19 protein-coding genes and 1 riboswitch are annotated in these 20092 nt (G+C 47.5%); of the genes, 16 read left to right on the top strand and 3 right to left on the bottom strand.

What is annotated here, in order from left to right:
• The first annotated feature begins 105 nt into the window (after positions 1–105).
• From ACVA6Q_RS23275 to mgtE, 12 genes are all read left to right on the top strand, one after another.
• Positions 106–1077, top strand: a complete 972-nt coding sequence (locus ACVA6Q_RS23275) for a calcium/sodium antiporter (protein WP_353497202.1) — start codon at positions 106–108, stop codon at positions 1075–1077.
• A 10-nt stretch (positions 1078–1087) separates the two neighbouring features.
• Complete coding sequence (locus ACVA6Q_RS23280) at positions 1088–2056, top strand: KpsF/GutQ family sugar-phosphate isomerase (RefSeq protein ID WP_353497203.1); 969 nt, start codon at positions 1088–1090, stop codon at positions 2054–2056.
• Positions 2056–2613 carry a 3-deoxy-manno-octulosonate-8-phosphatase KdsC gene (kdsC, locus tag ACVA6Q_RS23285; RefSeq protein ID WP_353497204.1) on the top strand — a complete coding sequence of 186 codons (558 nt, stop codon included), beginning with the start codon at positions 2056–2058 and terminating at the stop codon, positions 2611–2613. Before ACVA6Q_RS23280 ends, kdsC begins: the two co-directional genes overlap by 1 nt.
• Positions 2610–3173 carry an LPS export ABC transporter periplasmic protein LptC gene (lptC, locus tag ACVA6Q_RS23290; RefSeq protein ID WP_353497205.1) on the top strand — a complete coding sequence of 188 codons (564 nt, stop codon included), beginning with the start codon at positions 2610–2612 and terminating at the stop codon, positions 3171–3173. The genes kdsC and lptC overlap by 4 nt, the downstream gene beginning before the upstream one ends.
• Entirely contained in the window at positions 3154–3651 is a 498-nt protein-coding gene (gene lptA, locus ACVA6Q_RS23295; RefSeq protein WP_112478596.1) for a lipopolysaccharide transport periplasmic protein LptA, read from the top strand. The genes lptC and lptA overlap by 20 nt, the downstream gene beginning before the upstream one ends.
• 8 nt (positions 3652–3659) lie before the next feature.
• Positions 3660–4385 carry an LPS export ABC transporter ATP-binding protein gene (gene lptB / locus ACVA6Q_RS23300; protein ID WP_112478597.1) on the top strand — a complete coding sequence of 242 codons (726 nt, stop codon included), beginning with the start codon at positions 3660–3662 and terminating at the stop codon, positions 4383–4385.
• A 46-nt stretch (positions 4386–4431) separates the two neighbouring features.
• Positions 4432–5898: an RNA polymerase factor sigma-54 gene (locus ACVA6Q_RS23305; protein WP_446649072.1), complete on the top strand. Its 1467-nt coding sequence runs from the start codon at positions 4432–4434 to the stop codon at positions 5896–5898.
• A 25-nt stretch (positions 5899–5923) separates the two neighbouring features.
• Positions 5924–6211 carry a ribosome hibernation promoting factor gene (gene hpf / locus ACVA6Q_RS23310; RefSeq protein ID WP_353497207.1) on the top strand — a complete coding sequence of 96 codons (288 nt, stop codon included), beginning with the start codon at positions 5924–5926 and terminating at the stop codon, positions 6209–6211.
• Between the two features lies 1 nt (position 6212).
• On the top strand, positions 6213–6659 hold the full coding sequence (ptsN, locus tag ACVA6Q_RS23315; protein WP_353497208.1) for a PTS IIA-like nitrogen regulatory protein PtsN: 447 nt from the start codon (positions 6213–6215) through the stop codon (positions 6657–6659).
• A gap of 18 nt (positions 6660–6677) precedes the next feature.
• Positions 6678–7535: an RNase adapter RapZ gene (gene rapZ / locus ACVA6Q_RS23320; RefSeq protein ID WP_353497209.1), complete on the top strand. Its 858-nt coding sequence runs from the start codon at positions 6678–6680 to the stop codon at positions 7533–7535.
• An 8-nt stretch (positions 7536–7543) separates the two neighbouring features.
• Complete coding sequence (locus ACVA6Q_RS23325; protein WP_112478598.1) at positions 7544–7819, top strand: HPr family phosphocarrier protein; 276 nt, start codon at positions 7544–7546, stop codon at positions 7817–7819.
• 123 nt (positions 7820–7942) lie between these two features.
• On the top strand, positions 7943–9301 hold the full coding sequence (gene mgtE / locus ACVA6Q_RS23330) for a magnesium transporter (protein WP_353497210.1): 1359 nt from the start codon (positions 7943–7945) through the stop codon (positions 9299–9301).
• A gap of 34 nt (positions 9302–9335) precedes the next feature.
• On the opposite strand, the gene lptG is transcribed toward mgtE, so the two are convergent.
• Both lptG and lptF read right to left on the bottom strand, forming a co-directional pair.
• Positions 9336–10406 carry an LPS export ABC transporter permease LptG gene (lptG, locus tag ACVA6Q_RS23335; RefSeq protein WP_446649073.1) on the bottom strand — a complete coding sequence of 357 codons (1071 nt, stop codon included), beginning with the start codon at positions 10404–10406 and terminating at the stop codon, positions 9336–9338.
• Between the two features lie 2 nt (positions 10407–10408).
• Positions 10409–11527, bottom strand: coding sequence for an LPS export ABC transporter permease LptF (gene lptF, locus ACVA6Q_RS23340; RefSeq protein ID WP_353497212.1), 1119 nt, complete (start codon positions 11525–11527; stop codon positions 10409–10411).
• A 191-nt stretch (positions 11528–11718) separates the two neighbouring features.
• On the opposite strand from lptF, the gene pepA reads away from it, so the two are divergent.
• The 3 genes from pepA (at position 11719) to ACVA6Q_RS23355 (ending at position 16712) form a co-directional block, all read left to right on the top strand.
• Positions 11719–13227: a leucyl aminopeptidase gene (gene pepA, locus ACVA6Q_RS23345; protein ID WP_353497213.1), complete on the top strand. Its 1509-nt coding sequence runs from the start codon at positions 11719–11721 to the stop codon at positions 13225–13227.
• 72 nt (positions 13228–13299) lie between these two features.
• A complete protein-coding gene (locus ACVA6Q_RS23350) occupies positions 13300–13755 on the top strand; it encodes a DNA polymerase III subunit chi (RefSeq protein WP_353497214.1) in 456 nt (151 codons plus the stop codon).
• A gap of 98 nt (positions 13756–13853) precedes the next feature.
• The gene (locus ACVA6Q_RS23355; protein ID WP_446649074.1) at positions 13854–16712 is read left to right on the top strand and encodes a valine--tRNA ligase; all 2859 of its coding nucleotides are present in this window, start codon (positions 13854–13856) and stop codon (positions 16710–16712) included.
• A 105-nt stretch (positions 16713–16817) separates the two neighbouring features.
• Here the strand turns inward: ACVA6Q_RS23355 and ACVA6Q_RS23360 are convergent, their stop codons facing one another.
• Positions 16818–17936, bottom strand: coding sequence for a pyridoxal-phosphate-dependent aminotransferase family protein (locus ACVA6Q_RS23360; protein ID WP_446649075.1), 1119 nt, complete (start codon positions 17934–17936; stop codon positions 16818–16820).
• A 215-nt stretch (positions 17937–18151) separates the two neighbouring features.
• Positions 18152–18326, top strand: a riboswitch (Lysine riboswitch).
• A 100-nt stretch (positions 18327–18426) separates the two neighbouring features.
• Here ACVA6Q_RS23360 and lysC point away from each other — a divergent pair.
• A complete protein-coding gene (lysC, locus tag ACVA6Q_RS23365) occupies positions 18427–19776 on the top strand; it encodes a lysine-sensitive aspartokinase 3 (protein WP_418641936.1) in 1350 nt (449 codons plus the stop codon).
• The last annotated feature ends 316 nt before the right edge of the window (positions 19777–20092 follow it).

The following is a 20092-nucleotide window of genomic DNA, read 5'->3' on the forward strand; positions in this document are numbered from 1 at the left end:
TTAACAGTGTAATCGGTATTTTATTTATTGATTGGCTTCCATTTTGGATGACAAAGCGTCAAAATTAGCCGCCAATTGTCTCAGAAAAAAAAAGTGGAATTAAACATGCTCGAAGCCGTGGTGTTTCTGATTATTGGACTGGTTTTTCTCGTATGGAGTGCGGATAAACTGGTATTTGGTGCTGCTGCGTTGGCACGCAACGTAGGTATCTCACCACTGGTGATTGGCATGACCATTCTTGCGATGGGCTCTTCCGCCCCAGAAATGATGGTATCTGCCACCGCAGCGCTAGAAGGAAAAACAGACACCGCTGTAGGTAACGTACTCGGTTCCAACATTGCTAACATCGCACTCATCCTCGGCATTACCGCGATGATCAAGCCACTTTCTATCTCATCAGCCGTTCTGAGACGTGAACTCCCGCTGATGATCGCGGTCACACTGATTGCAGGTCTTATTCTTTGGGATAGTCACCTTGGTTTCGTTGAAGGTGTCATCCTGTTCGCTTTATTTGCTGCCTTCATCCTAGCCATGCTACGTATTAGCAAGGCTGAAAAAGAAAGCGGCAACACCGATGCCTTACTAGACGATCAAGAATCTGAAGTACCGGAAGGCGTCAGTAATGCCAAAGCCGCGATGTGGGTAGTCATTGGTTTGATTGTGCTTCCCCTAGCGGCGGATCGTTTGGTCGACAGCGCGGTTGTTATCGCTCAGTACTTTGGGATGAGCGATCTGGTGATAGGTCTAACTATCATCGCAATCGGTACCAGTTTACCTGAACTTGCCGCCTCTCTTGCCGGCGTGCTCAAAGGGGAAGATGATATGGCCGTAGGCAATATCATCGGCTCCAACGTATTCAACATCCTTGCCGTTATGGGTATCCCAGGCGTCCTTAATCCATCGCTTTTGAGCGAACATGCGATGGGTCGAGATTTCTGGGTAATGCTAGGGCTATCTTTGCTCCTTGTCGTTATGGCTCTTGGCAAGTCGAAAAGTATTAATCGCATCGAAGGGGGCATTTTGTTTGTGCTCTTCTTAGGTTATCAAGTGTATCTATTTGCCAACATGGCGGCTTAGGAGCAATTGTATGTCTGAATTTGATTTCATTGGCAGTGCCAAACGTGTTCTAAATACCGAAGTTCAAGCGTTAATGCATATTGAGCGCTACTTTGACGGACATTTTGAAGCGGTATGCCAAGCAATTTTGAATCATCAAGGTAAAGTTATCGTGATGGGAATTGGCAAATCTGGGCATATTGGTAAGAAAATCGCTGCAACTCTTGCAAGCACAGGTACGTCGGCGTTTTTTGTGCACCCAGGTGAAGCGGCTCATGGCGATCTAGGCATGGTAGAAGCTCGCGATCTAGTGATTGCGATTTCAAACTCAGGCGAAGCGCATGAAATCATCAGTCTGTTCCCTGTTTTCAAACGCTTGGGGATTACTACCGTCAGCATGACCGGTAAGCCAGAATCGACAATGGGTAAGCTTTCCGATTACCATTTGCAAATAACGGTACCTAAAGAAGCTTGTCCATTAGAGCTTGCTCCTACGTCGAGCTCGACAGCGACACTGGTGATGGGTGATGCTCTGGCCATGGCGCTGCTTGAAGCTCGCGGTTTTAGCGAGGAAGATTTTGCCCTCTCTCATCCAGGTGGCGCACTAGGTCGCAAGCTACTTCTGAAACTAAGCGATATCATGCACACTGGTGATGCACTTCCGATGGTCAGCCCGAACACTTTAATTCGTGAGGCTCTACTCGAGATCTCCAATAAAGGGCTTGGTATGACGACCATTGTCGACGATAAGCAAACCCTGCTTGGTATTTTCACCGATGGAGATCTACGCCGTATTCTCGATCGACGCGTGGATATTCACGAGACGACCATTGGCGAAGTCATGATCACGACGCCAACCACGGCAACGCCAAACATGTTGGCGGCAGAAGGACTAAACTTGATGCAATCGAAGAAAATTAGTGGTCTAGTTCTACTGGAACAAAACAAAGTAGTCGGTGCATTAAACATGCATGATTTGCTCAAAGCAGGAGTAGTGTAATGTCTGAGTGCGTTGAAACACTTTATGGCCCAATCCGTAAAGGGACGGTAGAAAAAGCCGCGGCCATTGAGCTATTAATCTGCGACGTTGACGGCGTGTTTTCTGACGGCCTTATATACATGGGCAACGATGGTGAGGAGCTAAAGACGTTCCATACTCGTGATGGCTATGGTGTCAAAGCATTAATGAGTGCCGGAGTACAAGTGGCCATCATTACTGGACGTAGCTCAAAGATTGTAGAGAACCGTATGAAAGCCCTTGGCATCACATTGATTTACCAAGGTCAAGATGACAAAGTAGTCGCTTACCAAGACATTTGCGACAAGCTAGGCATTGTCCCACAGCATACCGCTTACATCGGCGATGACTTGATCGACTGGCCTGTTATGGCGCAAGTTGGCCTCGGTATTTGTGTGGCTGATGGTCATCCACTATTAGCAAAAAAAGCAGACCACGTAACAACGATTCGTGGTGGACATGGCGCGGTTAGGGAAATCTGTGATCTGATCCTAGAATCAAAGGGAGAACTTGAGCTTCACAAGGGTCTAAGTATATGAGTTTATCTCGTATTCTTTACAGTTTACTTGCCATTGTTATCGCAGGTAGTGCTTACTACCTGTACAGTAAGGATGATAAAAATGTCATCCAAATTGAGCCGGACATTGAACTGCCGGCGTTTAGCGGTACCAACTTACACAATATCTCCTATAGCGATACGGGAATCCGCAGTTATAGCATCACCTCTGCGCATCTAGAGCACTTCTCGAAACGAGGAGAAACCGTATTCCAACAACCCATTGTGCGTATTTTTGCCAACGGTGAAATCCAAGAGTGGGAGATCTCTGCAGAAACAGCAGTATTGGATAAGGAAGAAGTGTTAACGCTTCATGATAATGTGGTTGCCCGAAACTTGCTCCCTGAGTCAGGGTTTGACACGCTATCGACGCAAACCATGAGTATCAAGCTCGAAAATCGCGATTTTTGGGCCGACAACAAAGTGATCATGCTTGGTCCACAATTTGAAACGCAAGGTGATGCAATGAAAGGAAACTTTGCTAATCATCTCGCGGAACTTTACAACAAAGTGAATAGTAAATATGAAACTCTCGCACCTTAGTCTCAGCCTGTGTCTGCTATTGCCAACCGCCGCACTGGCATTGTCGACCGATACTGAACAACCGGTATACATTGACTCAGACACCCAGCAGCTCGATATGAAGAGCAACAAAGTGACATTTGCGGGCGATGTGAAGCTAAAGCAAGGCAGTATCAACATTAATGCTGACAAAATCGTCGTGACACGCGAACCGCAGACGGGAACCATAGAAGTGATCCAAGGATTTGGTGATCTGGCAACCTTTTCGCAGTTAACTGACGATGGTAAAACCTTGTATGGCGAAGCCAAAGAGCTTCACTACTCACTAAAAGATGATCAGCTAACGATGAAAAAGCAAGCCATGTTGTCGCAAGATGACAGTGTGATCCGTGGTACCACGATCAAATACCGAATTTCATCTCAAAAGCTGGTTGCTGACGGTAACGCCAACGAACGCGTTTCTACCGTGTTGCAGCCACAACAAGTTCAAGAGAAGTAGAGTCCAATATGGCGTTACTGAAAGCTTCGCATTTGGCGAAAAGCTACAAAAACCGCAAAGTAGTCTCTGACGTAAGCCTATCGGTCGAATCTGGTCAGATTGTCGGACTACTCGGCCCAAATGGCGCAGGTAAAACAACCTCGTTCTACATGATCGTTGGTCTGGTAGCGCGTGATGAAGGTAGCATCACCATCGATGGCAATGACATCAGTATTCTACCTATGCACAGCCGCGCCAAAATGGGCATCGGTTATCTGCCTCAAGAAGCTTCGATCTTCCGTAAGCTCAGTGTTGAACACAACATCATGGCGGTACTGGAAACGCGCAACGAACTGACTCAAGAAGAAAGACAGGACAGACTCGAAGATTTGCTCGACGAGTTTAATATCCAGCATATTCGCAAAAGCGCAGGTATGGCGCTCTCTGGCGGTGAGCGTAGACGCGTAGAAATCGCTAGAGCACTGGCTGCAAACCCGCAGTTTATCCTGCTTGATGAACCCTTCGCTGGGGTTGACCCAATTTCTGTAATTGATATAAAGAAAATCATCGAACACTTACGCGACAGAGGGTTAGGTGTACTCATCACCGACCACAACGTGCGCGAAACGCTAGATGTCTGCGAAAAAGCCTACATCGTGAGTCAAGGTCACTTGATCGCGGAGGGAAGTCCTGAAGATGTTCTCAATAATGAACACGTAAAGCAGGTTTATCTCGGTGAACAATTCAGACTATGATTTAATAGGCATGGATACAATATTAATAATAGGCTCATAACACTGCATGAAACCCTCATTACAACTCAAGCTAGGTCAACAGTTAGCAATGACGCCACAGCTGCAGCAAGCAATTCGCTTACTGCAATTGTCGACGCTTGATTTGCAACAAGAGATCCAAGAAGCGCTGGACTCAAACCCACTTCTCGACGTTGAAGAATCTGCCGAAGAGGTAAGCAATGACGACAAGCCCACTGCTGAGAACAAAGATGAGAGCCCAACTGCAGAAATAATCAGTGAGCCTGAGCTTAAGGACAGCTCTGATCAAATTGAAAAATCAGAGATCTCCAACGAGCTAGAAATGGATACCACGTGGGACGATGTCTACAGCGCTAACACTGGTAATACCGGCATTGCCGTCGACGATGACATGCCCATTTATCAAGGTGAAACCACTCAGTCACTACAAGACTACTTGGTGTGGCAACTCGATTTAACCCCCTTTACGGAAACCGATCGCGCCATTGCTCTAGCCATCATTGATGCTGTAGACGACTACGGCTACCTGACACTCTCTTGCGAAGAAATTTTAGAAAGTGTCGATATTGAAGACGTTGAGCTCGATGAAGTCGAGGCTGTACGCAAACGCATTCAGCAATTTGACCCTCTAGGCATTGCATCTCTCAACCTTCAGGACTGCTTACTGCTACAACTTGCGACCTTCCCTGAAGATACGCCATGGCTTGCCGAGGCCAAGTTAGTCCTTACTCACCATATTGACCAGTTAGGTAACCGTGACTACAAGTTGGTGATTAAAGAGACCAAACTTAAAGAAGCGGAACTGCGTGAAGTCATGAAGCTGATTCAGCAACTTGACCCACGCCCTGGCAGTAAGATCACCCCAGATGAAACCGAATATGTAGTGCCTGATGTATCGGTATTCAAAGACCGTGGTAAATGGGTAGTGCAGATCAATCCAGATAGTGTGCCTAAGCTAAAGGTCAATCAGCAGTATGCTCAGCTAGGTACCGGCAACAGTGCAGACAGCCAATACATTCGCTCTAACCTTCAAGAAGCGAAATGGCTAATCAAAAGCCTCGAAAGCCGGAATGAAACCCTATTAAAAGTGGCTAAGTGTATTGTGGAACATCAGCATGATTTCTTCGAATATGGCGAAGAAGCGATGAAGCCAATGGTGCTAAACGACGTTGCACTCGCGGTCGACATGCATGAATCCACCATCTCGCGTGTGACAACACAAAAGTATATGCATACACCACGCGGCATCTTCGAGCTCAAATATTTCTTCTCAAGCCATGTGTCGACCGACAATGGTGGAGAATGCTCGTCAACCGCTATACGTGCCCTAATCAAGAAGCTTGTTGCTGTGGAAAACCCAGCCAAGCCATTGAGCGATAGTAAAATCGCAGCTCAACTCGCTGACCAAGGAATTCAGGTCGCTAGGCGAACCATAGCGAAATACCGTGAATCGTTGGGCATCGCCCCATCCAGTCAGCGTAAACGCCTACTCTAAGGTCATTAACTAAGAAGGAAAGTCTATGCAAATTCAAATTACAGGCCACCATGTTGATCTCACTGAGTCAATGCAAGACTACGTTCACAGTAAATTTCAGAAGCTCGAGCGCTTTTTTGAGCATATAAACAACATTCATGTAGTTTTAAAAGTTGAAAAATTAGACCAGATCGCCGAAGCTACGCTCCACGTAAATCAAGCTGAAATTCACGCAGCCTCCAATGATGAGAGTATGTACGCTGCAATTGACTCGTTAGTAGACAAACTGACCAGACAACTGAATAAGCACAAAGAAAAGTTAAGTAATCACTAACATGCAAATAAGTGAAGTATTGACACTGGACTGCACCAAAAGTGCAGTCCCTTGTACGAGCAAAAAGCGCGCGCTTGAGATCATTAGCGAAATCGCCGCGCAGCATACTGGAAAGAACTCAACAGAACTGTTCGAGTGCATGCTGAGCCGAGAAAAAGTCGGCAGCACAGGTATCGGCAATGGCATCGCCATCCCGCACGCTCGTATGCAAGATAGCGACAGAGCCGTAGCGGTATTGCTTCAATGTCAAGATGCCGTCGACTTTGATGCTATCGATAATCGCCCTGTCGATCTTATGTTTGCTCTGCTTGTGCCAGATGCACAATGTAAAGAGCATCTAAAAACACTCTCTTGCATGGCAGAGCGTCTTAACGACAAGGCGGTTCTAAAACAACTTCGTAATGCTCAAAGCGATCAAGAGCTTTACGACATTATTGTTAGTCACTGATCAAGGAAACCAGCAGACATGCGTTTGGTTGTGGTAAGTGGACACTCAGGGGCTGGCAAAAGCGTCGCCTTGCGAGTCTTAGAAGACTCTGGCTACTACTGCGTCGACAATCTTCCCGTCGACCTTCTCGGCCCATTTGTTGATTCAAGCCAAGACACACAGCAAAGTGTCGCAGTGAGTATCGACATTAGAAACCTACCTAAAAATCTTGCTCAGCTATCACTGACTTTGGATCAGCTTTCGCTAAAGCATGACGTCAAGTTGCTGTTTCTTGATGCCAGCAAGTCTGTGCTGCTTACTCGCTATAGTGAAACGCGACGTATTCACCCACTGTCGCAGCGTGAAGACAAACTTTCTCTTGAGCAAGCGATCGATTTAGAGCACACACTGCTCGCACCGATCAAAGAACAAGCCGATTTCGTCATCGACTCTAGCGAACAGTCTATTCATGACCTGAGTGAAACCATTCGCTTTCAGATTGAAGGACAAGAGAAGAAAGATCTAGTGATGGTATTTCAATCCTTCGGGTTTAAATACGGTATGCCAAATGACGCGGACTACGTGTTTGATGTGCGCTTTTTGCCTAACCCGCACTGGCAACCAGAACTTCGTCCAATGACCGGCTTAGATGCGCCTATCAAATCATTTCTAGAATCCTACCCAGATGTGATTGAACTCAGACAGCAGATCCAAGGCTTTGTCGAGCGCTGGCTTCCGTTACTCGAAAAGAACAATCGCAGTTATTTGACCGTGGCAATCGGCTGTACCGGTGGCAAACACCGCTCAGTGTACATTACACAGCAAATTGGAGAGTACTTTGAGCAGCTCGGCCATAAGGTTAAAATCCGTCACGCTTCACTCGAAAAACACCAATAGGAACATCAATGTCTCACTCACGCACTGTGCTTATTCTCAATCGTCTTGGTCTACACGCCCGCGCAGCGGTCAAACTGGTTGAGTTAGCGCAGAGCTTTGATGCAACAGTGACCATCTGTAACCACGAACAGAAAGAAGCCACAGCTGATAGCGTGATGGGATTATTGATGCTTGAATCAGCGCAAGGTGAGAACATCACCATCAAAGCAACAGGTTCTCAGGCTGAAGCAGCACTCAATGCCGTCTGTGATTTGGTCGAACACCGGTTCGACGAAGACGAGTAACCTCCTTCCCTAGCCTACTTCAGACAAAAAACTTTCTCGCCATTGATAACTTGTTATTAATTAACAAGCAGAATTAGGCTACTATTCAGTACATTAACAAGCAGTTGAGTGTAGGGGGCATCCATGGCAGAGCAAATAGAATTCGATCAAGCTCACCAAACCCTCCAAGAAGTCACAGAAGCGCTGGAAAACGGCCGCTTCGTATTCGTTCGTAGACAACTTCAGGACATGGAGCCTGAAGATATTGCCCATCTTTTAGAGGCCTCACCACGCAAAAGCCGTGAGGTATTGTGGCAGCTGACTGACCCTGAAGATTACGGCGAAATCCTCGATGAACTTAACGAGGATGTTAAAGATGCCTTAGTCTCGAAAATGGCGCCAGAGAAGCTTGCTGAAGCGACTGAAGGCATGGACACCGATGATGTGGCTTATGTCCTTCGTAGCCTTCCTGACGATGTTTCCCGTGAAGTCCTATCGCAAATGGACACGGCAGATCGCTTGCGCGTTGAGACCGCCCTTTCTTATCCTGAGGATACCGCCGGCGGTATCATGAATACCGACGTTATCACCATTCGTGGTGATGTTGATGTCGATGTAGTTCTACGTTATCTGCGCATGAAAGGCGAGCTACCAGAGGCTACCGATGCGCTCTATGTTATTGATGAAGAAGATATGCTGATTGGTCACCTTTCTCTGACCACTTTGTTAACCACTCAGCCTGATATCAAAGTCAGTGACGTAATGGATGACGCCGATGAAGCTATCCATGTTGAAACCAGCGATTCCGATGTCGCCTCATTATTTGAACGCCGTGACTGGGTATCCGCACCGGTAGTGGATAGTGACCACCACCTTGTCGGTCGCATTACCATCGATGACGTAGTCGACATCATTCGTGAAGACGCTGAACACTCCATGATGAGCATGGCGGGGATGGACGATGACGAAGACACATTCGCTCCAGTGGTAAAATCCGCTAGACGACGCAGTGTTTGGCTTGGCGCTAATGTACTGGCTGCGCTTGCCGCGGCTTCGGTGTCCAACATGTTTGAGGCTACTCTTGAGCAAATGGCCGCCATCGCAGTATTGATGACCATAGTGCCATCTATGGGTGGTGTCGCTGGTAACCAAACAGTGGCACTGGTGATCCGCGGCTTAGCATTGGGTCACATTGGCGAAAGTAACCGTAGAGAGTTACTCTTAAAAGAAGCAGCGATAGGTTTTCTTAACGGGATCCTTTGGGCGTTGATCATAGGTGGTATCGTCGTTGCATGGAAAGGTGATTGGATGCTTGGCGGCATTATTTCAGCTGCGATGATGACAAACTTACTTGTTGCTGGTGTCGCAGGGGTAACCATCCCTATTCTACTCAAGAAGATGAACATCGACCCAGCACTAGCCGGCGGTATGGCACTGACGACCATCACCGATGTCGTTGGCCTCTCGGTATTCTTAGGTCTCGCCACTATCATGATTGCATAAAAAAGAAGGCTCCATCGGAGCCTTCTTTTTTTATCTATAACTTTCTTCTTAACAACAGCAATGCAATGGTGAGGAACACTAGGCTCGGCCCCAGGGCACCAAACAGCGGTGACATGCCATACACCAAACTCACCGGACCAAAGAACTCACTAGAAATATAGAAGGTAAAACCCGCTATTACACCCGATAAGATCCGCGCACCCATAGTCACACTGCGCAGTGGACCGAAGACGAAAGAGAGCGCCATCAACATCATTACAGCCACCGATATAGGCTGCGTTGCCTTACGCCAAAAGGCCAGTTCATAGCGTGACGCATCTTGCTCAGAGTCTTTTAGGTATTGGGTATAATCCCAAAGTCCACTCAACGGCAGCTCATTTAGATCAACCGTCACAATCGCTAACTTGTCAGGCACTAGCGATGTTTGCCACTCTTGGCTATCGATGGTCTCTTTACTCAGTGCGACGCTGTCAGACATGTCCGTCACCTGAATGTCGTGCATCTGCCAGCTGTTATTACCCAGATAGTCTGCGCGATCGGCGTATATTGTTGTCACCAAGTGCTTATCAGTATCGAAGCGCCACAGATTCAAGCCATAAATAGATTCGCCATCAACCTTAGAGATAAATATAAAGTCATTGGCATCGCGCGCCCAAACCCCATTTCGCACTGAGACAATACTGCCCCCAGTAATAGACTGCATCCTTAGATCACGAGCCATTTGCTGGGTGGTAGGAGCCCCCCACTCTCCAAGCGCCATCACCGCGAGCATTAAAGGTACTGCGGTCTTTAGCACCGAAAAGCCGATGCGCATTTTGGAAATGCCCGCTGCTTGCATGACCACAAGCTCAGAGCTGCTGGCCAACATACCAAGACCAATAAGCGAGCCAAGCAGCGCAGCCATGGAGAAGAACAGCTCCACATCACGTGGCATACCTAGCAGTACAAAGTACATGGCCGCCAGCATGTCATAGCTACCTTCACCAACAGAGCGCAGTTGCTCGACAAACTTGATCACCGCCGACAAACCAACAAACACCGACAGTACCAACAAGATAGTGGTAATAATGGTTCGGCCAACATAGACATCTAAAATTCGAAACACGTTTACGCTACCTCTTGCGGCTTACCGCGTCTTTTGCGACGCCACTTTTCTCGGACTCGTCTCACAGGTACGGTATCCCAAGTATTGACACTAATCGCTGCGACCAACAAGGCAAAATTCACCGGCCACAGACCAATGTAGGTTGGGAATGCGCCATCTTCTAGTGCCGATTTCATCGCACTGATCGCCATAAAGTAAGCGAAATAAACGAATATCGCCGGCCCCATCTTGGCAAACTTACTTTGCCTTGGGTTCACCGCTGACAGCGGTACCACCAGCATGGTCAGCAATGGAATACACACCACCAGGGATAGTCTCCAATGAAGCTCTGCTTGCGCTTTAGGCGCGGGATCAGAGAGCAAATCCAGCGTTGGAATCGCCATCCATGAACGACCTCTTGGCTGCACTTCACGCTGGCCAATCACCCCTTCATACTCAGAAAACTCCGTTATCATATACTCTAGGCGTGTAGGCACGCCTTCATAACGCGTACCGTCATACAAAGCGATAACCTGCCTGCCATCGCTCAACTCTTTCACTTCGCCGGATTGAGCAGCAATCACGCTCGGCAACACTGAATCTCTCGGACTAAGCTGCGCGACAAATACGTTATCGAGTTTACGATCACGAATATCGTCGATAAACACCACAGAAGAACCATCTGGCGTGCGCTGGAAGCTACCCGTTTGAATGAGCTCAACTGAGTTTTCCGAAGCCAGTTTTTCACGGATCTGCACTTCTTGCTCTTGAGTCCAAGGTGCTAGCCAAAATGCATTAAATGCCGCTAAAGACGTAGTGATCACCGCCAGATACATCGCCGCACGGATCAAAAATTTATTACCAATGCCGGTCGCGTTCATGACCGTGATTTCACTCTCGGCGTAAAGACGGCCAAATGTCACCAAAATACCGATATAGATACTCAGTGGGAACATTAACAGCCCCATGGTTGGCATGCTGATCCCCGCCAACGTCATAATCAACCCGGCGGGAATATCTCCATCCGACGCATCAGCAAGCACTTGGATAAATTGACGACTGAAAAACACGAGAAAGAGCACTAAAAAGATAGCTAATTGGCTCTTAACTGTTTCTCTGATCAAATATCTAACAATAATCACAGTGAAAACACCTATACAAAACTTGTTTTTTTGATTGAATCGCTATAGTTTTCGGATAAACCTTTTATTTTTTACTTTTTTGATCGATTCTTATCTTTAGATTATAGGCCGAACTGGCACATAAAATTCAAACACTAATAATCGATTATCTAACATTTAGTTCTATTTGTCTTTAGGATGTAGGAGTACGCATGGAGTTTAGTGTAAAAAGTGGCAGCCCAGAGAAGCAGCGCAGTGCTTGCATCGTAGTTGGCGTTTTTGAGCCACGTCGTCTCTCTCCAGTTGCAGAGCAACTGGACAAAATCAGTGATGGCTATATCAGCTCACTGCTTCGCCGTGGCGACCTTGAAGGTAAGCCAGGCCAAATGCTTCTTTTGCACCAAGTACCTGGAGTACTGTCGGAGCGTGTGCTTCTTGTTGGTTGTGGTAAAGAACGCGAGCTTGGCGAGCGTCAATACAAAGAAATTATCCAAAAAACCATCAGCACGCTGAACGAAACAGGTTCAATGGAAGCCGTTTGCTTCCTAACTGAGCTTCACGTTAAAGGCCGCGACACGTATTGGAAAGTGCGTCAGGCTGTGGAAGCGACCAAAGATGGTCTTTATACCTTCGATCAATTTAAGAGCAGCAAGCCAGAAACTCGCCGTCCACTTCGCAAACTGGTATTTAACGTACCAACTCGCCGTGAACTAAACCTAGGCGAAAAAGCGATTGCCCACGGTCTAGCGATTGCATCAGGCGTGAAAACATCCAAAGATCTTGGCAACATGCCACCAAACATTGCGAATCCAGCTTACCTTGCTTCTCAAGCTCGTCGTCTTGCCGATGATTACGAAACCGTAACGACTAAGATCATCGGTGAGCAAGAGATGGAAAAACTGGGCATGACCTCTTACCTAGCGGTAGGTCGTGGCTCTAAAAATGAATCTATGATGTCTATCATGGAGTACAAGGGCAACCCAGAGTCCGAAGCAAAGCCGATTGTTTTGGTTGGTAAAGGTTTGACTTTCGATTCAGGCGGTATCTCACTTAAGCCTGGTGAGGGCATGGATGAGATGAAGTACGACATGTGTGGTGCGGCATCTGTAATGGGTACCATGAAAGCACTTGCGAAGCTAAACCTGCCTATCAATGTTATTGGTATCCTTGCGGGCTGTGAAAACATGCCAGGTAGCAACGCTTACCGTCCAGGCGACATCCTAACTACCATGTCAGGTCAAACGGTTGAAGTGCTAAACACTGACGCTGAAGGCCGCCTGGTACTGTGTGACGCACTGACGTATGTAGAGCGCTATGAGCCAGAGTGTGTGGTTGACGTGGCTACGCTAACAGGCGCTTGTGTGATCGCTCTAGGTCACCACATCAGCGGCGTTATCTCTAACCACAACCCACTTTCTCACGAGCTAGTTAATGCTTCTGAGCAAGCGGGTGACCGCGCTTGGCGTCTACCTATGGCTGACGAGTACCAAGAACAGCTAGCAAGCCCGTTTGCAGACATGGCAAACATCGGCGGCCGTCCTGGCGGCACTATTACAGCTGGCTGCTTCCTATCGCGATTTGCGAAGAAGTACCACTGGGCTCACCTAGATATCGCGGGTACAGCATGGAAGTCGGGTAAAGCGAAAGGCTCTACCGGCCGTCCAGTCTCAATGCTTGTCCAATTCTTGCTTAACCGCAGTGGCCAAGAGACTGAAGAGTAATCAAAAAAAGGGCCGCAAGGCCCTTTTTTAGTTTTGGGCACCAGCAAATCTTTTGTATACAGAAGTCACGATATGAATACTGCAACGTTCTACATTATTGGAGAAGACTCCGAACAAGCGACACAGCAAGGCTGGTTTGCTTATGTGCACTTTCTCAGTCGTCATTTCGTAGGACAAGGTGCCAAGCTCTACATCAATTGCACCGATAGACAGCACGCAGAAGCGGTAGCAGAACTCTTCTGGCAAGTCTCACCTGAGCAGTTCATCGCTCATAATTTGGTGGGCGAAGGTCCCAAGAATGGCACGCCTGTTGAAATTGGTTTTGAGGGCCTTAAACCCAGTTGGAACCGTCAATTGGTAATAAATATGGCCAATAGTCACGCAACCTTTGCGAACTCCTTTGGTCAAGTGGTAGACTTCGTCCCTTGCGAAGAAAAAGCTAAGCAAGTTGCGCGAGAAAGGTATAAAATTTACCGTCAAGCGGGCTATCAGCTACAAACCATTGAGATTCAACATTCAGAATCCTAATCAAGGTCAATCCTTATAAGTAAGCGTGATTCTATCTGCGTTTATTTATAAGGTTTGGCAAATTTCTTTCACAGATTAAAGTAAGTATCCAGAAAGCTATGGAAAAGACATATAACCCACAATCTATCGAACAAGCTCTGTACCAGACTTGGGAAGAGAAAGGCTACTTTAAGCCACACGGTGACACATCTAAAGAATCATACAGCATCATGATCCCGCCACCGAACGTCACTGGTAGCTTACACATGGGTCACGCTTTCCAAGATACCATCATGGATACTCTGATCCGTGCTGAGCGCATGAAAGGCAAAAACACGCTTTGGCAGGTAGGTACCGACCACGCGGGTATCGCAACGCAAATGGTTGTTGAGCGCAAGATTGCTGCTGAAGAAGGCAAAACTAAGCACGATTACGGTCGTGATGCGTTCATCGACAAAATCTGGGAATGGAAAGGCGAGTCTGGTGGCACTATCACCAAACAGCTTCGTCGCCTAGGTGCTTCTGTAGACTGGGATCGTGAGCGCTTTACTATGGATGACGGCCTGTCGAACGCCGTTCAAGAAGTATTTGTTCGCCTATACGAAGACGACCTCATCTACCGCGGTAAGCGTCTGGTTAACTGGGATCCAAAACTGCACACTGCAATCTCAGATCTAGAAGTAGAAAACAAAGACAAAAAAGGCCACATGTGGCACTTCCGCTACCCACTAGCGGATGGCGTTAAAACCGCTGAAGGCAAAGACTACATCGTTGTTGCAACAACTCGTCCAGAAACCATGCTTGGTGATACTGGTGTTGCCGTAAACCCAGAAGATCCACGCTACAAAGATCTTATCGGCAAAGAAATCCTGCTTCCTATCGTTGATCGCCGCATCCCTATCGTGGGTGATGAGCATGCCGATATGGAAAAAGGCACGGGTTGTGTGAAGATCACGCCAGCACACGACTTCAATGACTACGAAGTAGGTAAACGTCATCAACTACCGATGATCAACATCCTAACCTTCGATGCGAATATTCGTGACGCCGCTGAAGTATTTAACACCAACGGTGAAGCATGCGATGCATACGCAACAGAGCTTCCAGCGAAATACCACGGCATGGAGCGCTTTGCTGCTCGTAAAGCAATCGTAGCAGAGTTAGAAGAACTGGGTCTTCTTGAAGAGATCAAAGATCACGACCTAACCGTCCCTTATGGTGACCGTGGCGGCGTGGTTATCGAGCCAATGCTAACTGACCAATGGTACGTTCGCACTGCACCTCTTGCTGAAACAGCGACCAAAGCGGTTGAAGACGGCGAAATCCAGTTCGTACCTAAGCAATACGAAAACATGTACTTCTCTTGGATGCGCGACATTCAAGACTGGTGTATCTCTCGTCAGCTATGGTGGGGTCACCGTATCCCTGCATGGTACGACAATGACGGTAATGTTTACGTAGGTCGCACTGAAGAAGAAGTTCGTGAGAAGAACGGTCTAGCTCCTGTTGTCGTACTGCGCCAAGACGACGATGTACTGGATACCTGGTTCTCTTCAGCACTTTGGACATTCGGCACACAAGGCTGGCCAGAAAATACAGATGATCTGAAAACTTTCCACCCGTCAGATGTACTGGTCACCGGTTTCGACATCATCTTCTTCTGGGTTGCACGCATGATCATGATGACCATGCACTTCTGTAAAGATGAAAATGGTAAGCCACAAGTACCATTTAAGACGGTTTACGTTACTGGTCTAATCCGTGACGAGAACGGCGACAAGATGTCTAAGTCGAAAGGTAACGTACTTGATCCAATCGATATGATTGATGGTATTGACCTAGAGTCTTTGGTTGAGAAGCGCACTGGTAACATGATGCAGCCTCAACTAGCGAAGAAGATTGAAAAGAACACACGTAAGACATTCGAAGATGGCATTGAACCTTACGGTACCGACGCACTTCGCTTCACTCTTGCAGCAATGGCGTCTACAGGTCGCGATATCAACTGGGATATGAAGCGCCTTGAAGGTTACCGTAACTTCTGTAACAAGCTGTGGAATGCAAGCCGTTACGTACTGATGAACACTGAAGACCAAGATTGTGGCTTCGGCGAAGGTGACATCGAGTATTCACTAGCAGACAAGTGGATCGAGTCTCAATTTGAACTAGCAGCAAAAGAGTTTAATGCTCACCTAGACAACTACCGTCTAGACATGGCAGCGAACACTATCTATGAGTTCATCTGGAACCAATTCTGTGACTGGTACCTAGAGCTCACGAAGCCGGTTCTTTGGAAAGGCAACGAAGCTCAGCAACGTGGTACGCGTCGCACGCTGATCACAGTACTTGAGAAGACGCTTCGTCTAGCTCATCCAGTACTGCCATACATCACTGAAACTATCTGGCAAAGCGTGAAGCCGCTAGTAGACGGTGTTGAAGGCGACACAATCATGCTTCAAGCTCTGCCTCAGTTTGAAGAAGCTAACTTCAACCAAGAAGCGCTTGATGACATCGAGTGGGTGAAAGCATTCATCACTAGCATCCGTAACCTTCGTGCAGAATACGACATTGCACCAAGCAAAGGTCTGGACGTGATGCTAAAAGTTGCTGATGAGAAAGACGCAGCGCGCCTAGAAGCAAACAAAGCAGTACTCGCTTCGCTTGCTAAACTAGAAGGCATCAAGGTACTGGCAGAAGGCGAAGAGACACCAGCATGTGCAACCGCACTGGTTGGTAAATCAGAGCTGATGATCCCAATGGCAGGTCTGATCGACAAAGATGCTGAGCTAGATCGTCTAGCGAAAGAGATCGCTAAAACTCAAGGCGAGATCAAGCGTATCGAAGGTAAGCTAGGCAACGAAGGCTTCGTAGCAAAAGCGCCTGAAGCGGTTGTTGCTAAAGAGCGTGAGAAGCTAGAAGGCTACAAAGAAACGCTAGTTAAACTTGAAGAGCAAAAGCAAACTATTGCTGCGCTATAATTAGTAAACCTAAAAACATAAGCCGAGAGTGGTAATACTCTCGGCTTTTTTTGTTTTCAACGTCAGTGGACAGGGTTTGACGTCAGTTATCTAGAGTTACAAAGACTACTTCAACACAGTCTCAAGCGCCTTCAAACAAAGCGCAACGTTCTCTCTTCTGGCTCCATAACCCATCAAACCGATACGCCATGCTTTTCCTGCGAGCGCACCAAGACCCGCACCGATCTCAAGGTTGTATTCTTCTAAAAGCTGCGATCTTACTGCGGCATCATCCACGCCTTCTGGAAGATAAACAGCATTAAGTTGTGGTAGACGACTTTTCTCTTCAACCACAAAGCTCAGACCTAGGTTTTCCAACCCTTCACGCAGCAGCATATGCATATCTTTATGGCGCTGCCATGCATTCTCTAGACCTTCATTTTTCAAAAGTACCAATGACTCATGAAGCGCGTAAAGGCTGTTTACTGGCGCCGTGTGATGATAACTGCGCTTACCTTCCCCACTCCAGTAACCTAACACCAAGCTCTGATCCAAGAACCAACTCTGAACAGGTGCTCGTCGAGACTTAATCACTTCAATAGCTGCAGGGGACAGGGTTACTGGTGACAAACCAGGAACACAAGAGAGGCACTTCTGGCTACCAGAGTACACTGCATCCAACTGCCACTCATCGACTAAAAGCGGCACACCACCGAGCGAGGTCACTGCATCCACGATAGATAGCATGTTGTGCTGCTTAGCAAGCGCACCTAGCACCTTCGCATCACTCACTGCGCCTGTAGAGGTTTCAGCATGCACAAACGAAAGGATCTTCGCATCGGGATGTTCAGCAATCGCCTGTTCGACTTTAGACACCGAAACAGGTGCTCCCCACTCATCATCCACAACAATCGGCTCGCCGCCGCAGCGAACCACATTTTCACGCATGCGCTCACCAAACACACCATTGCGGCACACGATAACCTTATCACCTGGCTCGACTAAGTTTACAAAGCAAGTCTCCATGCCTGCACTACCGGGAGCAGAAACCGCGATTGTAAACTCGTTCTCAGTTTGGAATGCATATTTTAGCAGCACTTTCAGCTCATCCATCATACCGATAAATAGCGGGTCAAGGTGGCCAATCGTTGGACGGCTCAATGCTTGCAATACTTGCGGATAGATATCAGATGGGCCAGGTCCCATTAGGGTTCGGTGAGGGGGCACAAAGCTTGAAATGGTCATGGACAGTTATCCTATTAGGTTATTGTAGTTGTAGGGAAAAACATCACGTTGGACGTTAATGCGATCTACAATGGCGAAAAAACAACATTTTTGCAACATCCAACCACTCAAGTTTTTCATGTGAAATGCATAAACATCCATTGACTTTTGACACGCAAAAACGTTGAATAAACACACTATCTGTAGCCAATCGTTTTCATTGACGTTCTCGATACTACAGCGGAAGAGGAGCATTGCCCAGGCAAGTGATTTGTGAAGCCGCAACTTCAATACAATTCACTCATGGGGAGCAGTGCCGAGATGAACTAAAATTGTCGGATTTAGTTTGTCGGTTAAACGGGCTGAATCCCTTTAACTGTCACCAATATTTGGTGAAGAGCTTCTGAGGTCTATTCTAATATTCAGATTCCTCTGCTCTATTTCTCTCTTCAAACATCGGATGTTGGGTTACCAACCTTAAACTTTAAACTGGAAGTCCTGGAGAAACACTGTGAGCGCATTCAATGTAGCTAAATTTGGCGGAACAAGCGTCGCCAACTTCGAAGCCATGAGCCGTTGTGCCGAAATCATCGAAAATAACCCGCAAACCAAATTGGTGGTGAGTAGCGCTTGCTCAGGCGTGACCAACATCTTGGTTGAGCTCGCTAACGGCGTTAAAGACGAAACTCATCGTGCCGAGCTAATAAGCAAACTTCGCGATATCCATACTGACATTATGTCAAAGCTCAATGACGTCAGCTCTATTGAAGCGCGTGTTGACGCTTTAATTGAAAAGGTAGCGACGCTTTCTGAAGCGGCATGCATTGCCGCGACTCCAAAGCTGACCGATCACCTAGTGGCATGTGGCGAGCGTATGTCAACGCACATTCTTACTCGCTTAATGCAAGAGCGTGGCATAGATGCCGTACGTTTTGATATTCGTGAAGCGCTTAAGACTGACAGTGATTACGGTAAAGCAGAACCCAATATCGAAGCGACCAAAGCAGCAGCTAGCGAGAAGCTGGTTCCGCTTTGCAAGCAACACGTTGTAGTTACGCAGGGCTTCATCGGTTCAGATGAAGATGGCGAGACTACCACACTAGGTCGTGGCGGTAGTGATTACAGCGCAGCACTGATTGCTGAAGCCGTAGAAGCTGCAGGTCTGGAAATCTGGACAGATGTACCAGGCATCTACACTACTGACCCACGCATTGCACCAAACGCTCGTCCAATCCCAGAGATCAGCTTCAGTGAAGCCTCTGAGATGGCGAATTTCGGTGCCAAGATCCTGCACCCTTCAACACTACTACCTGCACTGCGTCATCAAATCCCAGTCTTTGTTGGTTCATCAAAAGCGCCACAAGAAGGCGGCACTTGGGTACGACAAACGGTAGAGAGCGCGCCTCTATTCCGCGCGCTAGCTCTACGCAATAACCAAACCATGGTAACACTGCGAAACCCTCGCATGTTCCAAGCCTATGGCTTCTTGGCAAACGTGTTTACTGTGCTTGCCAAGCACAAGATTTCTGTAGATCTCGTGACGACGTCTGAAGTCAGCGTCTCGTTGACTCTTGACCAAACAGATACCGGTGGCGGCGCGCCAGAGCTCCCACTTGAAGCACAGCAAGAGCTGGAGCAGCTTTGTACTGTTGAAGTAAAACAAGGGCTCAGCCTTGTTGCACTAATCGGCAACAACATGAGCGAAACCAAAGGCTCGGCAGCGGAAGTATTCGATACTCTAGACAGCTTCAATATCCGCATGATTTGCTACGGCGCTAGCCCTCACAACCTTTGCTTCCTTCTAGACGAAGGCGAAGCGAAGGATGCAGTAAAAGCATTGCACGAAGATTTGTTTGAATAGACGATAAACATTAAACAAAGGCGGTAGAAATACCGCCTTTTTTGCATCTATTGGATTGAGCTTCAAAAAGCTAAAGACGTAAAAAAGCCCTAGTCTTTCGACGGGGACGCCCAGTCTAGGGCTTAGTATAAGTGGCGGAGTGGCGGGGGTTGCCATCAACCGGGACTCGACTTCCTTTAAAAAGGAAGCAACCAAATTTTAGATAATAAAAAACCCGACGCTTTCGCATCGGGTTTTCTAATAAGTGGCGGAGTGGACGGGACTCGAACCCGCGACCCCCGGCGTGACAGGCCGGTATTCTAACCAACTGAACTAC

Source organism: Vibrio sp. DNB22_10_4, from assembly GCF_052879755.1.

Excerpts from the sequence above, each read along its gene's own strand:
- ptsN (WP_353497208.1), top strand. The coding sequence starts at position 6,213 with ATGCAAATAAGTGAAGTATTGACACTGGACTGCACCAAAAGTGCAGTC.
- ACVA6Q_RS23305 (WP_446649072.1), top strand. The coding sequence starts at position 4,432 with ATGAAACCCTCATTACAACTCAAGCTAGGTCAACAGTTAGCAATGACG.
- lptB (WP_112478597.1), top strand. The coding sequence starts at position 3,660 with ATGGCGTTACTGAAAGCTTCGCATTTGGCGAAAAGCTACAAAAACCGC.
- ACVA6Q_RS23360 (WP_446649075.1), bottom strand. The coding sequence starts at position 17,936 with ATGACCATTTCAAGCTTTGTGCCCCCTCACCGAACCCTAATGGGACCT.
- hpf (WP_353497207.1), top strand. The coding sequence starts at position 5,924 with ATGCAAATTCAAATTACAGGCCACCATGTTGATCTCACTGAGTCAATG.
- ACVA6Q_RS23280 (WP_353497203.1), top strand. The coding sequence starts at position 1,088 with ATGTCTGAATTTGATTTCATTGGCAGTGCCAAACGTGTTCTAAATACC.
- pepA (WP_353497213.1), top strand. The coding sequence starts at position 11,719 with ATGGAGTTTAGTGTAAAAAGTGGCAGCCCAGAGAAGCAGCGCAGTGCT.
- lptA (WP_112478596.1), top strand. The coding sequence starts at position 3,154 with ATGAAACTCTCGCACCTTAGTCTCAGCCTGTGTCTGCTATTGCCAACC.
- kdsC (WP_353497204.1), top strand. The coding sequence starts at position 2,056 with ATGTCTGAGTGCGTTGAAACACTTTATGGCCCAATCCGTAAAGGGACG.
- ACVA6Q_RS23355 (WP_446649074.1), top strand. The coding sequence starts at position 13,854 with ATGGAAAAGACATATAACCCACAATCTATCGAACAAGCTCTGTACCAG.
- ACVA6Q_RS23325 (WP_112478598.1), top strand. The coding sequence starts at position 7,544 with ATGTCTCACTCACGCACTGTGCTTATTCTCAATCGTCTTGGTCTACAC.
- ACVA6Q_RS23350 (WP_353497214.1), top strand. The coding sequence starts at position 13,300 with ATGAATACTGCAACGTTCTACATTATTGGAGAAGACTCCGAACAAGCG.
- rapZ (WP_353497209.1), top strand. The coding sequence starts at position 6,678 with ATGCGTTTGGTTGTGGTAAGTGGACACTCAGGGGCTGGCAAAAGCGTC.
- lptC (WP_353497205.1), top strand. The coding sequence starts at position 2,610 with ATGAGTTTATCTCGTATTCTTTACAGTTTACTTGCCATTGTTATCGCA.
- mgtE (WP_353497210.1), top strand. The coding sequence starts at position 7,943 with ATGGCAGAGCAAATAGAATTCGATCAAGCTCACCAAACCCTCCAAGAA.
- ACVA6Q_RS23275 (WP_353497202.1), top strand. The coding sequence starts at position 106 with ATGCTCGAAGCCGTGGTGTTTCTGATTATTGGACTGGTTTTTCTCGTA.